Annotated in this window: 11 protein-coding genes; 9 read left to right on the top strand and 2 right to left on the bottom strand. The window is 68.8% G+C overall.

Going from position 1 to position 16,008, the window contains the following annotated elements; translation table 11 throughout:
• Nucleotides 1-149: 149 nt before the first annotated feature.
• The 4 genes from D0C15_RS13415 (at nt 150) to D0C15_RS13400 (ending at nt 6,286) form a co-directional block, all read left to right on the top strand.
• Nucleotides 150-3,572, top strand: a complete 3,423-nt coding sequence (locus D0C15_RS13415) for a phosphodiester glycosidase family protein (RefSeq protein ID WP_116044800.1) — start codon at nt 150-152, stop codon at nt 3,570-3,572.
• 91 nt (nt 3,573-3,663) lie between these two features.
• A complete protein-coding gene (locus tag D0C15_RS13410) occupies nt 3,664-4,608 on the top strand; it encodes an ABC transporter ATP-binding protein (protein WP_162830069.1) in 945 nt (314 codons plus the stop codon).
• 51 nt (nt 4,609-4,659) lie between these two features.
• Complete coding sequence (locus D0C15_RS13405; RefSeq protein WP_116044994.1) at nt 4,660-5,457, top strand: ABC transporter permease; 798 nt, start codon at nt 4,660-4,662, stop codon at nt 5,455-5,457.
• A 1-nt stretch (nt 5,458) separates the two neighbouring features.
• A complete protein-coding gene (locus D0C15_RS13400; protein WP_116044797.1) occupies nt 5,459-6,286 on the top strand; it encodes an ABC transporter permease in 828 nt (275 codons plus the stop codon).
• A gap of 24 nt (nt 6,287-6,310) precedes the next feature.
• Here D0C15_RS13400 and D0C15_RS13395 read toward each other — a convergent pair whose 3' ends face one another.
• On the bottom strand, nt 6,311-7,756 hold the full coding sequence (locus D0C15_RS13395; protein WP_116044794.1) for a S8 family serine peptidase: 1,446 nt from the start codon (nt 7,754-7,756) through the stop codon (nt 6,311-6,313).
• Nucleotides 7,757-8,395: 639 nt separating this feature from the next.
• Between D0C15_RS13395 and D0C15_RS13390 the strand changes: the two genes are divergently transcribed.
• The 5 genes from D0C15_RS13390 (at nt 8,396) to proB (ending at nt 15,106) form a co-directional block, all read left to right on the top strand.
• Nucleotides 8,396-11,671 (top strand): translation initiation factor IF-2 N-terminal domain-containing protein, encoded by a 3,276-nt coding sequence (locus D0C15_RS13390; RefSeq protein WP_116044791.1) that lies wholly within the window; start codon nt 8,396-8,398, stop codon nt 11,669-11,671.
• Nucleotides 11,672-11,832: 161 nt separating this feature from the next.
• Complete coding sequence (gene rplU / locus D0C15_RS13385; protein WP_116044788.1) at nt 11,833-12,147, top strand: 50S ribosomal protein L21; 315 nt, start codon at nt 11,833-11,835, stop codon at nt 12,145-12,147.
• A 14-nt stretch (nt 12,148-12,161) separates the two neighbouring features.
• A complete protein-coding gene (rpmA, locus tag D0C15_RS13380) occupies nt 12,162-12,419 on the top strand; it encodes a 50S ribosomal protein L27 (protein ID WP_116044785.1) in 258 nt (85 codons plus the stop codon).
• Between the two features lie 127 nt (nt 12,420-12,546).
• Nucleotides 12,547-13,998: a GTPase ObgE gene (gene obgE, locus D0C15_RS13375; protein WP_116044782.1), complete on the top strand. Its 1,452-nt coding sequence runs from the start codon at nt 12,547-12,549 to the stop codon at nt 13,996-13,998.
• Complete coding sequence (proB, locus tag D0C15_RS13370; RefSeq protein ID WP_116044992.1) at nt 13,991-15,106, top strand: glutamate 5-kinase; 1,116 nt, start codon at nt 13,991-13,993, stop codon at nt 15,104-15,106. Before obgE ends, proB begins: the two co-directional genes overlap by 8 nt.
• 63 nt (nt 15,107-15,169) lie before the next feature.
• Here proB and D0C15_RS13365 read toward each other — a convergent pair whose 3' ends face one another.
• Nucleotides 15,170-15,982 carry a PDDEXK family nuclease gene (locus tag D0C15_RS13365; RefSeq protein ID WP_162830068.1) on the bottom strand — a complete coding sequence of 271 codons (813 nt, stop codon included), beginning with the start codon at nt 15,980-15,982 and terminating at the stop codon, nt 15,170-15,172.
• Nucleotides 15,983-16,008: the final 26 nt, after the last annotated feature.

Raw genomic sequence — 16,008 nt, 5'->3', positions numbered from 1 at the left:
CGGGTGATGCACAGTCGCTGGTGCGGCTGACGTCCGCAGCTCAACCGCGTTGTGCATAACCCTACTGGCGTCACCACTTCCTCATTCGTTCACTTCGAGGTCTTCCGCTGGGGATCTCGGCACGCTTGAATGGTCTAGACATTAACTCGATGCTGGGGAAGCCTGTGAAAAAGTCACCACGGGTCGCCGTCCTGCCGTTGCTGGCGATCGCACTCGTCCTTCCGACCACCCCGGTCGCGGCTGATCCGCTGGCCGCACCGCTCGGACCGCCGCCCGTCGAGGCCGCTCCGGCCGCATCCTCCGACGCTCAGGGTTCGGTCTCACACGTAGTCCAGGGATCGCGGATCGCCGCGGCGGACCCGGACGGTCTCGTCACCGACACCGTAACCGCGCCGGTCGCTCCGGGGCTGAGCCTGACCGAGTTCGACCGGTTCGATCCCAACGGCTGGATCCGCGGCGACACCCTGGCTGTGGATCTCGGCACGGACGGTCTGCGACCCACGTACTTGAGCTCCGGCAAGGTATCAAGCAGGACTCCACTGTCCGAACAGGCCGATCGCGCGAATGCGGTCGCGGGGGTGAACGGGGACTTCTTCGACATCAGCGCCACCGGAGCGCCGCTCGGTGTCGGTATCGACGAAGGCGAACTGCAGACCGCTCCGGCGAAGGGGCACAACCTGACGGCATCTGTCACCAAGGAGGGCAAGGCTCGTCTTGCCGAGGTGTTCCTCGAGGCGACGGTGAGCCTGCCCGGCGGCGCGCAGGTCAGCGCGACGAACTTCAACGGCGCCAGGATCCCGGTGAACGGGATCGGGGTTTACACCCCACTGTGGGGCGCCGCCGCGCGTGGCACGGCCGTCACGGGAGCCGAACGTGTATTCGAGGTGGAACTGCGTGACGGATCGGTCGCCGCCGTCCGCGATTCCGTCACCGAGGGGCCGATCGCCGCGGGTAGCACGGTCCTGCTCGCCAGGGACGCCGGAGTGGACTCGCTGGCGGGGCTGAGCGCGGGGGATAGGGTCGGCGTGGAGTACGCACCACGAAGCGAGTTCGGGGAACTCGCGGTCTCCGTGGGCGGTAACCGGGTGCTGCTGCGCGACGGCCGGATCCAGCAGGTCGACACCGTTGCCGCACACCCGCGCACGGCGGTCGGTTTCTCCGCCGACGGCACGAAGATGTGGCTGGCCACCATCGACGGCAGGCAGGCCGACAGCAGGGGGATGACCGAACTCGAGCTCGCGAGGCATATGCGGGCACTCGGGGCGGACGATGCGCTCAACCTCGACGGCGGCGGTTCGTCCACCCTGCTCGCGAGGGAACAGGGTGCACCGGCCACGACCGTGCACAACTCGCCATCGGACGGCGGCGAACGACTGGTGCCCAACGGCCTCGGCTTCGCGACCGAGTCTGGCAGCGGCACACTCACCGGCCTGTCCCCGCGTCCCCGCCTGGACAGCGAGAACGCGAGTAGAGTCCTTTCTGGACTGTCTCGCGGCCTCGTTCCGGGAGGGCACGACGAGACCGGAGCCGCGGTCGAATCGCGTCCGCGGTGGGACACCTCGAATCCGTCGCGTGGCACGGTGAGCGACGGTGAGTTCACCGGGCATCCCGACCGTCGCGACCCGGCGCGCCGGGCGACGGTCGATGTGTACGCGGACGCGCAGGGGGTGCGTGGCACGACCGCGATGACCGTTCTCGGCAAGCCGGTGCGACTCGGGTCGAGCGCCGAGCAGATCGCGCTGTCCGGGGCAGGTGCGCGTGGTGAGTTCCAGATCTACGGATACGACGCGGATGGCTACGGCACCTGGATCGAGCCGGAGGATGTGAAGATCGAGTTCGACCCCGGCGTCGTGCGGATCGAACCCGACGGCGACGGGTTCTCCGTCACCGCTCTCGCGGAGTCCGGCGCATCGGTGATCACGGTGACGGCAGGCGGGCTGACCACCCACCTCGCCGCCTCGGTCGGCAGCGAGCCGCGGACGCTCAACGCGCTCGACGGAACGGACGGCTGGCGCGCGAGCGTGTACCCGTCGGTGGTCGGTGCCGCGCTCTCGAATGCCCCCGGCCGTGACGGCACCGCCGGGCTGGCCATGGACTACCGGCTGACCGGCACGAACGCCACTCGGGCGGCCTACGTCAACGCGACCGCGCCGCTCGCATTGCCCGCAGGAGCTCAGAAAATCGGTATGTGGGTGCACGGCGACGGCAAGGGTGCGTGGCTCAGGGCCGAGTTGCGCGACACCGCGAACGTGGCGTCTGTTGTGGACCTTTCGCTGAGTGTGGACTGGACCGGATGGCGGCACGTCGAGGCCACCCTGCCCGATGGGCTGCCGGACGGACAGCGGCTGACGCGGTTCTACGCCGTGGAGAACGTGCCCGCACAGCAGTACGAGGGCAGGTTGGTTTTCGACGATCTGACCGTGTCGGTGGCACCGTCGGTCGCTGTGCCCGCCGACCCGGCACCGCACGACCCAGCTCTTGTCACCGACGGCACGGTGGGCGAGGACGGTCTTCGGGTGGCCGTGGTGAGTGACGCCCAGTTCACCGCTGACAACCCGGACGGCCCGTTGGTCCGGCAGGCGCGCCGTTCACTGCGTGAGGCCCTGGCGGCGGAGCCCGATGTCGTGCTGATCAACGGCGACCTCGTGGACCGGGGAACCGAAGCGGACTTCGACCTCGCCCGATCGATCCTCGACGAGGAACTGAACGGGACCGTGCCGTGGTACTACGTCCCTGGAAACCACGAAGCCGACGGCGGCAACGGGATCACCGAGTTCACGGCGGAGTTCGGCGAGACCCATCGCGTGGTGGATATGCGGGGTGTCCGGCTCGTGCTGCTGGACACTTCGCGAGGAAGCCTGCGTGCCGGGGGCTTCGACCAGGTGCGGATGTTGCGGGAAGCGCTGGACGAGGCCGAGGGTGATCCTGCGATCCGGGCGGTCATGGTGGCCATGCACCACCCGGTCAAGGATCCGAGTCCGACCGGGAACTCGCAGCTGGCCGACCGTAAGGAAGCCGGACTGGTGACCGATTGGCTCACCGAGTTCGAGCAGGAATCCGGCAAGCCCGCCGCCGCGGTTACGTCACATGCGGGTGTCTTCGACGTGTCCCGTGTGGACGGTGTGCCGTACCTGATCAACGGGAACGCGGGCAAAGCACCCGCCGCCGCGCCCGCGGACGGTGGCTTCACCGGGTGGAGCCTCGTGGGGGTCGACCCGGCGCGGCGGGGTGACCCGATCCGGATAGAGACACGGGCGCACGTCGACGAACTCGAAATGCACGGCCCGGAGACGCTGGCCAAGGGCGAGACAGCCCAGGTTTCCGCCACCCTGCTGCAGCAGGACAGCCGGATACCCGTCACGTACCCGGTCAGCGCGGACTGGGCCGGTGGACGTTCGGTGTACATCGGCACCCTGCCTTCCAGGGGCGGCAGCCCACGGCCGGTCCACGGCTATGTCGCCGCGTTCGATCCCGGTACCGGGACCATGACCGCGTTGCGGCCAGGCACGGCCGAGTTGGGCGTGACGGTCAACGGCAGTCACCGAACGCTGAAGATCCGCGTGACCCGCTGAGGTGACACCGGCGGCAGGGTGACCTCCGGTCCTGTCCTGTCGCCGGTTAACCGGTCGATTCCTGTCGGTGTTCCGTGGCAGGCTGCCAGGTGTGAACGGACATGCTGGCGATGCGCCGGCCCTCGTCGAGGGCAAGGCTCTGGTCAAGAGGTTCGGGGGTTTCGAAGCGGTCAGTGGAATCGACCTCGAGGTCCGCCGGGGCGAGGCTTTCGGCTTTCTCGGCCCCAACGGCGCCGGAAAGTCGTCGACCATGCGCATGATCGCCTGTGTGTCACCTCGGTCCGAGGGTGATCTGCGGGTCCTCGGGATGGACCCCGAGCAGGACGGGCCACGGATCAGGGCCCGGATGGGTGTGGTGCCGCAGCAGGACAACCTGGACAACGAGCTGACGGTACGGCAGAACCTGCAGGTGTACGGCCGCTACTTCGGTCTGTCCCGGGCACACACCAGGCAGAAGGCAGTGGAACTGATGGAGTTCGCGCAGCTTTCCGAGCGTGCGGACGATGAGGTCGAACCATTGTCCGGTGGGATGAAGCGAAGGTTGACCATCGCGCGGTCGCTGGTCAACGATCCGGAGTTGCTGCTGCTCGACGAGCCGACCACCGGCCTCGACCCGCAGGCCCGGCACCTGCTGTGGGACCGGTTGTTCCGGCTGAAGTCCCGCGGCGTCACATTGCTCATCACGACCCACTACATGGACGAGGCGGAGCAGCTTTGTGACCGGCTGGTCGTGATGGACGGTGGCCGGATCGCGGCGGAGGGCTCGCCGTCGGAGCTGATTCGGCGCTACTCCACCCGGGAGGTGCTGGAGCTGCGCTTCGCCCCGGGCGAGCAGACCGGCGTCGCGGACACCGTGCGAGATCTCGCCGATCGCGTCGAGGTACTGCCCGACCGGATACTGCTCTACACAGCCGAAGGCGAGTCCGCACTGGAGGAAGTCCACGGACGGGGTTTGCGACCGGTGTCCAGCCTGGTCCGCCGCAGCACCCTCGAGGACGTGTTCCTCAAACTGACCGGCAGGACGCTGATCGAGTGAGGCGGCAACGGCGAAGGGGTTCTCCCGGTGCGTGAGGCGGCGAGCGGTGGCATGCCGATATCGCGGCCGGTGATCGGTTTCTGGCGTGGAGCCTGGTTGCGGGTGGAAGGTCACTGGACCTGGTATCGGCGCTACTGGACGTCGAACATCTACTCCTCCGGTTTGCAGCCGGTGCTGTTCCTCGCGGCGATGGGCCTTGGCTTCGGTTCGCAGGTGGAACCCGGCGCGGCCACGGGCGGGTTGTCCTATCTGCACTATGTGGCGCCCGCGATGCTCGTCGCGGGAGCGATGCAGTACGCGGTGGGGGAGTCCAGCTACCCCGTGCTGTCCGGCTTCAAATGGCAGAAGGACTACATCGCGGTGACCGCGACGCCCATCACGCCGGGGCAGTTGCTGGGTGGCCAGCTCCTCTGGGTGGCGCTGCGCCTGCTGCTCACCGGCATGGTCTACGCGCTGGTGGCGCTGGCGTTCGGTGCCTGGCTGAACGCGGGAGCGGTACTGGTGGTGCTCGTCGGCGTGCTCACGGGCGTCGCTTGTGCCGCCCCGGTGATGGCGATGGCCGCGTCGACCTTCGACGAGGGCCAACGGTTCGCGTCCCTGTTCCGGTTCGTGGTCATGCCGATGACGTTGTTCGCGGGCACGTTCTTCCCGGTCGAGCAGATCCCGGTGGCCCTGCGCCCGCTCGCGTGGATCTCGCCGCTGTGGCATGGCAACGAACTGGCTCGCGGGGCGACACTCGGAGGTCTCGATCCGCTGCCCGCGCTGGGGCACCTGGCATATCTGGCCGCCGTGTTCCTCGCGGGAACACTCGTCGCCAGGCACTGGTTCTACAAGAGATTGATGGTCTGACGTGCCTGTGCCCACCGAGACTTCCCGGCGTGGCCTGTTGCCGCGCATCCTCCCGCCCGGGTTGTACGCGGGTCGCGCGAGTGCGCTGATCGAACGCTCCCTGCTGGTGTCGTCCAGGCTCTGGCTGGTGTTCGCCTCCGGTGTGGTCGAGCCGCTGCTCTATCTGTTCGCCTTCCAGATCGGCTTCGGCAAGCTCGTCGGTGAGGTGGCCGGGCCCGGCGGGCAGGCGATGTCCTATGTCGCGTTCGTGGCTCCGGCACTGCTTGCCGCCTCGGCCATGAACGGAGCGGTTCTTGACTCCACGTTCAACGTGTTCTTCAAGTTCCGCTACGCCAAGCTCTACGACGCGATGCTGGCGACGCCGATCGGCCCGCTCGACATCGCCGTCGGCGAGATCACCTTCGCGGTACTGCGCGGCGGCGCCTACGCGGCCGCGTTTCTCGTGGTGATGGGCGTGATGGGACTGATCGTGTCTCCGTGGGCACTGCTGATGCTGCCAGTGGCGCTGCTGATCGCGCTCGCGTTCGCCTCGGTCGGCATGGTCTGCGCGACTTTCCTGCGCTCACCGAGTCAGTTCGACTACATACAGCTCGCGATCATGCCGATGTTCCTTTTCTCCACGACGTTCTATCCGCTGACGGTGTACCCCGAGCCCCTGCAGATCGTGGTGCAGTGCATCCCGCTGTATCACGGCGTGGAGCTGATGCGCGGTCTCTCCGTGGGGGTCCTCGACGTCAGCATGGTCGGACACGTGGCATATCTGCTCGTCCTGGTGGCGGTGGGTGTGTACGCGACCTCCCGCAGGCTCGCGGGGCTGCTGCTGAAGTAGGCGGGCCGGAGAGGGGCACGCCGTTCAGCGAGCCTGGGAGAAGTCCGGCCTGCGGGTTGCGCCCAGTGCCCGCTGCGCGTCAGGCATGCCGTGACCGTAGAAGCCGTTGTACCCCGCATATCCGGAACAGTAGGCGTCCTGCGAGCCGCTTCCGGTGAGGTCGTAGTCCGCTGGACACGGGACCGGTTGGGCCTGCTCGGTGAGAGTGTCCCTGAGCCGGCCGGGGGAGGGACTCCCCCTGGCGGCCAGCAGTGCCGCGACACCGGTCACGTGCGGTGCCGCCATCGAGGTGCCACACAGGGAGTCGTAACCGCCGGGGACGGTGGAGAGGACACAGTCGGACTCGTCCCCGCCCGGAGCGGTGAGGTCCACCACACCGAGACCGTAGGAGCTGTAGCTCGCCTTCACGCCGTCCCTGCTCACCGCGGAGACCGTGACCATCTTGCGTAGCCCGGCCGGCAGGGCTTCGCAGGCACCGGAGTCCTCGCCGGGGGAGCGAACGCCATCGGTGGGGGTGAGGGCGACGCCGCCGTTGGTGGCCGCCGTCACGTTGAGCGTGCCTTGGTTCTCGGCGTACTCCACCGCGCGGGTCACTGCCTCGTGCACGACCCCGTGATCGTCGTCCGGCCGGCACGACGGCGACCACGAGCCCACCGAGAAGCTGCTGTTCGTCAGGTCCATGCCCCGCGTCGCGGCCCACATCAGCCCGCAGACCGCCGCCTCGGGATCGACATGCCCGCTGTCGTCCACCACTTTCACCGAGGCTATCCGGGCGCCGGGCGCGACCCCGGTGATCCCCTCACCGTTGTCGGCTGCCGCGATCGTGCCCGCGACATGTGTGCCGTGCACCGACGTGGTGGGCAGCCACGCTGATCTTTCGGTGTCCGGTGCTCCGGTGAGGCAACCCGCCGACAGCTCCGGCGCGACCGCCGCCCGTAGGTCCGGATGCTGGGCATCGACTCCCGAGTCGAGGACCCCCACCACGACATCCGCGATTTCGGGCGGGATCGCTCCCGCGTCGTCCGCTCCGATCATGCGCAGGTTCCACTGCTGGCCCACGCGGTCGGCGATGGGGACGTCCGCGTACGTTGCCGGGAGCCGGTCCCGGGCCACACTCGCGCTCTCGACGCCATCGGTGCTTCGACTGTTTCCCGCTCGGGAGGCTTGTGCGCTGTACGCGCGTTCCGGCCCGATCCGCTCGGTGAACCCGGGCTGCTCGGAGGTCGCGACGGCAACCGCGATGGCGGGGTAGTAGATGGTGGTGCTGCCGCAGGCCGCCGCGATCGCCTGATCGGCCTTTTCGGCGGATGTGTCCTGGTCGAAGACGACGACGTAGCGCAGCTGCGGGCCGAGATCGCTACACGGCTGCGCGTCCGCGACGGAGCCGAGTGCCCCGCCTGCCGCGATCAGTTGCCCGGCCACCAATGTCGCGGAGGCGATCGCCACACTGGTGAGCCGCAGCACGGACACCGGGGACCTCCATGGATGAGACGTTGCGCGGATCGGCTGTCGTGCCCGCCGATCACCTGCCCCGAGGCGCACGGTAGCCACCGCGCGTGGGGTGGACAAGCAAATCGGCGAAGTTCGCCCGGCCGGTGTCGTGCGCGACCGATCGGTGCACTCGCCGTGAGCTGAATCTGACTCCGCGTGTTGCGGTCCGTGTGCACGTCGGAGCGCTGACGGGGGCGCTTGCGGGACCGACCACACTCCAGGAGACGGCTCGTGTGGGATACTCGGTGACGGACGTCAGGCCGGTCCATCGTGGAAGACGCGGTGAATGCCGGCGTGACGACCCGGTGACGCACTGGACGAGCGCCATGACGTCGCCGCTGAGCACTGCGGGTGCCGGCGGCTCGACGATGTGGGAGGTGGCGAGAAGCCAGCGCCCGCTCAGCACGTCACCGAGAGGACCTGCCACCGGCGGCCCGGAGTTTCCGGAGCCTTCGTGGCGTGAGGCAAGAGTGACAAGGATTCCCGCTGTCGGTACCACCGCGGCGGACAAAACAGAAAGGGCCCCTGCGCGGCCGCGTCCAGCCAGCCGGTGCCGGATCGAGGAACTGCCTCGGCCGGTAGCCGGTAGGTGTACGCGCCCGGGGGCGGAGGAGACATATGTCGAACGCGGAGATCCCCGCCGAGAACCAGGGCGGGACTACCGCCGCACCCACAAGCGGCCCGCTGGCCGAGCTACCGGACAGAATCCGGGTGCACGCGCTGGCGAAGCTGCTCGGGACGAGCAGCAAGGAGCTGCTCGCCAAGCTGGGTGAGCTGGGAGAGACGGCCCGCAGCGCGCAGTCGAGCGTTCCTCGCGAGGTCGCGTTGCGTGTCGCGGCATCGCTCGGCGCCCTGGACAGTGGCGAAGGCGAACCGGCCGCCGAGCCGGTCGATACGGCACCCCAGGCTGGCAGGCCCGAGCCCGAGACGAGCCCGGTGAACCCGCCACCCGCGGCCACCCGGCCGCCGATTCCCGCAGGCCCTGGCTCTCCCGAGCCGGACACCGCCAGCAAGGCGGCGGGCAAACCGCATGTGCCGGTGTTCGCGGCGCCCTCCCCGGTCTTCCTGCCGCCGGAGCCCGCTTCATCCGGCAAGGCCGACCCGGAACGCGCGGCAGGACCGGAGAAGAAGTCGCAGGCCAAGGCCGCCCAGCAGGAGAAGGCGGACACCGAGGCGCCCACGGAAGGCACGGAAGGCACGGAAGGCACGGAAGGCACGGCCACCGTCGATGGCGCCGACACCGCGGACAGCGGCGAGGGCGATGACACCGACGGTGGCCGCAGGCGGCGCCGCCGTGGCCGCCGTGGCCGTGGCCGCGGCAAGGGGAGCGAGGACGGCCAGCAGGAAGGCGGCGAGGACACTCCCGCCGGCAAGGACGACTCCGGTCAGGGTGGCGAAAGGCCGGGTAAGCCCGGCAAGGAGCCCGCTGCCGAGAACGCTGCCGACACCGCCGACGGTGACCAGGGCAAGGGCCGTAAGGGCGGTGACCAGGCGGCCGGTGACAGCGGTCCGGCCGACAGCGGTGAGGGCGACGACTCCGATTCGGACTCGGCCAGCAGGCGGCGCCGTCGTCGTCGCAGGCGCAAGGGCGGTGGCGAGGACTCCGCCGACGGGTCCACCCCGGACGACCCGCCCAACACCGTCGTCCACGTCCGCGAGAGCAAAGGCGAGACCAAGAGCGAAGGTAAGGGCGAGGGCAAGGGTGACGGCGTGCGCAGCGTGCGCGGCTCCACCCGGCTGGAGGCCAAGCGGCAGCGCAGGCGCGACGGCAGGGAAGCCGGCCGCAGGCGCGCCCCGATCCTGTCCGAGTCGGAGTTCCTCGCGCGCCGTGAGTCGGTCGAGCGCACGATGGTCGTCGCCGAGAAGGGCGACTCGACGCAGATCGGTGTGCTCGAGGACGGAGTGCTCGTCGAGCACTTCGTGACGTCCTCGGGCAGCGGGTCCATCGTCGGCAACGTCTACCTCGGCCGGGTGCAGAACGTGCTGCCGTCCATGGAGGCGGCCTTCATCGACATCGGCCGCGGCCGCAACGCCGTGCTCTACGCCGGTGAGGTCGACTGGGACGCCGCAGGTCTCGAGGGCAAGGCCCGCAAGATCGAGCAGGCCCTTTCCACTGGGGACAGCGTCCTGGTGCAGGTCACGAAGGATCCGATCGGGCACAAGGGCGCCAGGCTGACGACCCAGATCTCGTTGCCCGGCCGATTCCTTGTCTACGTGCCGGCCGGCGGCGCCACCGGAATCTCCCGGAAGCTGCCGGAGAACGAGCGGCGCAGGCTCAAGGACATCCTCAAGCGGATCGTTCCCGAGGACGCGGGCGTCATCATCCGCACGGCCTCCGAGGGGGTCAGTGAGGAGGAGCTCGATCGCGACGTCCGCAGGCTCAAGGCGCAGTGGGACGTCATCAAGGAGAAGATCGAGAGCGCGGGCGGCAACTCCGGAAAGAAGAAGTCCAGCGCTCCGACCATGCTCTATGAGGAGCCCGACCTGCTGGTGAAGGTCGTACGTGATCTCTTCACCGAGGACTTCAGGAAGCTGGAGGTCCAGGGCGATACGGCATGGGAGACCATCCACTCCTACGTGCAGCATGTGGCACCGGACTTGGCCGATCGGCTCAAGCGTTACGTCGGGAAGGGTGACGTCTTCGCCGACCACCGGATCGACGAGCAGATCACCAAGGCGCTGGACCGCAAGGTCTGGCTGCCGTCGGGCGGTTACCTGGTCATCGATCGCACCGAGGCGATGACGGTCATCGACGTCAACACCGGCAAGTTCACCGGCTCGGGTGGCAACCTCGAGGAGACGGTGACGCGCAACAACCTGGAGTCGGCGGAGGAGATCGTCCGCCAGCTGCGGCTGCGCGACATCGGCGGCATCATCGTGATCGACTTCATCGATATGGTGCTCGAATCCAACCGGGACCTGGTGCTGCGCAGGCTGACCGAATGCCTGGGCAGGGACCGCACCCGGCACCAGGTGGCCGAGGTCACCTCGCTCGGACTCGTGCAGATGACCCGTAAGCGGGTCGGGACCGGCCTGCTGGAGGCCTTCTCCAACAACTGTGAGCACTGCAAGGGCCGTGGCGTGATCGTCTCGACCGAGCCGCAGCGAGCGGCAGGAGCGGGCGGTGGCAACGGCGGCAGCAGTGGTGGCAGTGGTGGCAGCGGTGGTGGCACCCAGCAGCAGAGTGGCTCCCGCCGTTCGCGAGGCCGCGGCAAGAGCGAGGACACCAGCCAGCAAGAGCAGGCCCGTACCGAGCCCGCCGCCCAGGGGCCGACCCCTGAGCAGCGCGAATCGGTCGTGACGGCAGTGCAGGCAATGGCCAGTGCCGCCAAGGTCGCCCAGACGAAGGGCGGGGATGGCGAGGAGACGCGGGACACCGCGGATTCGCCGCGCAATGGCCGGGTGCCGTCCGGGGAAGACGAGCGGGGTGCGCAGCAGCAGTCCGCCGCCGCCCCGGAGGCGTCCGAGGCAGCACCTGCGGCACCCGTAGCACCGGCGGCACCTGTAGCACCGGCGGAGCCGGTGACTTCCCCGGATCGAGACGTGGCTGAGGCTCCGGAGACATCCGAGGCCGCGCCGCGGACCGGCCGTACGGAGAAGCCGGCGCCGGCTCCGGCGAAGGCCGTCCGGCCAGCGGGGCCCGCAGGGCCCGCTGAACGGGCCGTCACCGCCGTGTCCTCGGCGTCTACGGCGCCTACCGCGTCTACGGCGGCGAGCGCCGATTCGGCCACTGAGGCGGCCACGGAGCCCGTCACGGAGCCGGCAGGGACACCGGAGGCCTCAGCTGTCTCCGAGGCCTCCGGTCCCGTCGTGGCGAAGAGCAGCAGGCGGCCACGCAGGCGGGCGGCCTCCCGTCCGGCTGGACCGCCGGTCAACGCCACGGAAACCGGATGACCCCAGGTTTCGGCTACCCCGGTTTGACCATCATTTCGGGCGCCCCGTAACCTGGACAGCGGCCCGCCGACAGAGCGGGCCGCATTGCGCGAATCCCGGACCGCCTCGTGTGGGACGGCCGCGCAAGCCCCCACCCATTGTCGAGTAAGCAGGAGACTTCCGTGTCGGCGTACGCGATCGTCAAAACCGGCGGCAAGCAGTACAAGGTGGCCGTCGGCGACGTCGTCGAGGTCGAGAAGCTCGAGGGCGAGCCGGGGACCGAGCACAGCTTCCCCGCCGTGCTGTTCGTTGATGGCGGTGAGGTCACCACGGACGCTGACGCGCTGGCGAAGGTCTCGGTCACCGGCAAGGTCGTCGAGCAGACCAAGGGCCCCAAGATCCGCATCCACAAGTTCAAGAACAAGACCGGGTACCACAAGCGACAGGGTCACAGGCAGAAGCTGACCCGTGTCGAGGTCACCGGCATCAACAAGTAAGGACTTGACCAGCCATGGCACACAAGAAGGGTGCGTCCAGCTCCCGTAACGGCCGTGACTCCAACGCCCAGCGGCTCGGGGTCAAGCGCTTCGGCGGTCAGGCCGTGAACGCGGGTGAGATTCTGGTTCGCCAGCGTGGTACCAAGTTCCATCCCGGAGTCAACGTCGGTCGCGGCGGTGACGACACGCTGTTCGCTCTCGCCGCGGGTGCGGTCGAGTTCGGCGCCAAGCGTGGCCGTAAGACGGTCAACATCGTTCCGTCGGACGCCTGAGTCCAGGCCTTCGAGCAAAACCTCGAACGAGGGGCGGGGCCGGAACATATCCGGCCCCGCCCCTCTTTCTTGTATGAGGAACATGCGGGGCAGGGCCATTCCTGTCCGGCACTGAGAGAGGTACTTCATGGCATCCCGGTTCGTAGACCGCGCGGTCATCCATCTGGCCGCCGGCGACGGCGGGAGCGGCTGTGCCTCGGTGCACCGCGAGAAGTTCAAGCCGCTCGGCGGCCCTGACGGGGGCAACGGCGGCAACGGTGGCGACGTCCTGTTGATCGTCGACGCCAATGTGCACACCCTGCTCGACTTCCACTTCCGCCCGCACGCCAGGGGTGGCAACGGCAAGCAGGGGCAGGGCAGCAACCGCAACGGAGCCGCAGGCCAGACGCTGGAACTGCGGGTGCCCGACGGCACCGTGGTGCTCACCGAGGACGGAGAGGTGCTCGCCGACCTCGTCGGTCCCGGTACCACCTTCGTCGCCGCCCAGGGTGGTCGTGGTGGCCTCGGTAACGCGGCACTGTCCTCGCGCGCCCGTAAGGCTCCCGGCTTTGCTCTGCTCGGGGAGCCGGGCGAGGCACGTGATCTCGTGCTGGAACTGCGCTCGGTCGCCGACGTCGGCCTGCTCGGTTTTCCCTCGGCTGGTAAGTCGTCGCTGATCTCGGTGGTGTCCGCGGCCAAGCCGAAGATCGCCGACTACCCGTTCACGACACTCGTGCCCAACCTCGGCGTGGTCGAGGCGGGCGAGACCGTGTTCACGATGGCGGACGTACCTGGCCTGATTCCCGGAGCGAGTGAGGGTAAGGGGCTGGGACTCGACTTCCTCCGGCATATCGAGCGGTGTGCCGTGCTGGTGCACGTCGTGGACTGCGCGACCTACGAACCGGGCCGGGATCCGCTGTCCGATATCGACGCGCTCGAGGACGAACTCGCGAGGTACACCCCGAGCCTCGGCGGCGATCTCGCCGAGCGCCCACGGGTCGTGGTGCTGAACAAGGTGGACGTGCCCGAGGCAGCCGAGCTAGCGGAACTGGTGCGACCAGATCTGGAAGCGCGAGGTCTCCAGGTCTTCGAGATCTCGACCGCGACCAGGAAGGGACTGCGCGAACTCACGTTCGCACTTGCCCAGGTCGTTGAGCGGTACCGCGCAGCCCAGCCCGCGCCGGAGCCCGCGAAGATCGTCCTCAAGCCTGCCGCGGTCGACGACTCCGGATTCACCGTGGAACACGATCCGGACGACCCCGAGGGCTTCATCGTCCGGGGGACACGTCCGGAGCGCTGGATTCGGCAGACGAACTTCGGCAACGACGAGGCCGTGGGCTACCTCGGCGACCGGTTGAACCGGTTGGGCGTCGAGGAGGAACTCGCCAGGCAGGGTGCGCAGCCGGGCAGTCCGGTGACCATCGGCGACGTTACGTTCGACTGGGAACCGTCCACCCCGGCCGGAGTGGCCGCGCATATGTCCGGACGCGGGACCGACGCCCGCCTCGAGGACAGCAGCCGCATCTCTGCCTCCGAACGCAAGGAGGCTCGCCGGGTCCGGCGGGACGGCAGCGATGACGATGCGGAATCCGGTGACTGACACGCGCGGCGCGATCGCGGGCGCACGCAGGCTGGTCGTCAAGGTTGGTTCGTCGGCGCTCACCACGGCGGGCGACGGACTGGACACCGCCCGGCTTGACGCGCTGGTGGACGCCGTCGCGGACCGTATCTCGCGCAAGACCCAGATCGTGCTCGTCTCCTCGGGAGCCATCGGCGCCGGGCTGGCCCCGCTTGCCCTCGGGGTGCGCCCGCGGGACCTTGCGACTCAGCAGGCGGCCGCGAGCGTGGGACAACTCGCCCTGGCACATGCGTATGCCGAATCGTTCGGCAGGTACTCCCTCACGGTCGGTCAGGTGTTGCTGACCTCCGACGACGTCGTTCGTCGCGCGCACTACCGCAACGCGCAGCGGACCTTCTCGCGGCTGCTCGCGCTCGGCGCGGTGCCGGTCGTCAACGAGAACGACACCGTGGCCACCGAAGAGATCCGGTTCGGGGACAACGACCGTCTCGCCGCGCTCGTGGCCCACCTCATCGGCGCCGACGCGCTGGTCCTGTTGTCCGATGTGGACGCCCTGTACGACGGTGACCCCAGAGACGGGGCGACCCGCAAGGTGTCCGAGGTCTCCGGCGAGTCCGACCTGGACGGACTGACGGTCGGTATGTCGAGTTCGGGACTGGGGACCGGGGGAATGGTGTCCAAGGTCGCGGCTGCGCGCACGGCCGCCGCGGCGGGAATTCCGGTGTTGCTGGCCGCCGCCACGCAGTCGGCGGAGGCGCTCGGCGTCGCTGAGGTCGGTACCGCCTTCGAACCCGCGGATTCCCGGCTTTCGGCCCGCCGCTTCTGGCTCGGCTATGCGGCTGGGTCCGCGGGCAGGCTGCACCTCGACAACGGGGCGGTCGAAGCGGTGCTCACCCGCAGGCGGTCGTTGCTCGCAGCGGGGGTGACCGGCCTTGACGGGGATTTCCAGGCCGGCGATGTGGTTGACCTGGTGGACTCCGCGCAACGCGTCGTCGCACGGGGCGTGGTGGGTTTCGACGCCGTTGAGCTGCCCGACCTGATCGGCCGTTCCAGCCGTGACCTGCCCGCCGAACAGCGCCGCGAGGTAGTGCACGCCGACGACCTCGTCCCCCTCTCCCACGTCAGGTAGGAGTGCCTGCAAGTACCCCCAAGCAAGATCGACACCTCCTTTTTCCCGCGCCAACCGGCTTCGTCAGTACGGTACGGCGGCGATTGCCGAACGCACCGACTCGACGAACCGCGCTTTCCCGTGCACGACGTCCCACCAGGTGAAGCGCAGGATGGTCCAGCCAGCGGCGACGAGCAGGTTCTGTCGCCAGCGGTCGCGGAACAGTGCCTCGGGTTCGCTGTGAACGCCCTGCCCATCGAACTCCAGTCCGACCTTGCATTCGGCGTAGGCACCGTCGAGGAAGAAGACACTGCCGTCATTCGCGACGACACGGAACTGCGCCTGCGGTAGTGGCACCTTGCCGTCGCGCAGTGCCAGCCTGCCCGCGGTCTCCAACTGCGACTCCGCCTTGCCGTCGGCATCGGATATCCGGGCGCGGGCGAGCGCGTCGCCAGGTGCCCCTGGCCGGGCATCCAGCGATTTCAGCAACTCCTCCCGGTTCACCAGACATCGCCGCAACGAGTCGTCCACCGCCCACACCGCGGCGGTCTCGGCGAGCACCGGGAGGAGATCGATCAGCGTTCGTGGTGGGCGGGTGAGGGCGACTCCCTGGCGGATCTCGACATCGCCGAGGTCCATCTCCCTGCCGTGGAACACCAACTCCTTACGCCTGATCCGGCGCTGCGCGCGAGCCACCGTCACGTGCTCGGGGCATCGACCCTCGGGAAGCGGGATACCGTGCACGCGCGCGGCGGTGTGATGGCTCGCTACGGCGTCGGCTATTCCGGTCGTCAGGAGCGCGGCTCTGGCCACAGCGAGCGGCGAGATCTCGTCCGCGCGACAGACATAGACACCTCGTTGCAGTCGTCGAAGCCGCCCTGTCCGTAGCGCCTTCATTATCTGGTCAGGATCGACGCCGGCAT

The sequence above is a fragment of the Amycolatopsis palatopharyngis genome (genome assembly GCF_003385185.1).
In the GTDB taxonomy this organism is placed as follows: Bacteria; Actinomycetota; Actinomycetes; order Mycobacteriales; family Pseudonocardiaceae; genus Amycolatopsis; species Amycolatopsis palatopharyngis.
This window is presented reverse-complemented; position numbering and strand designations above follow the sequence as displayed.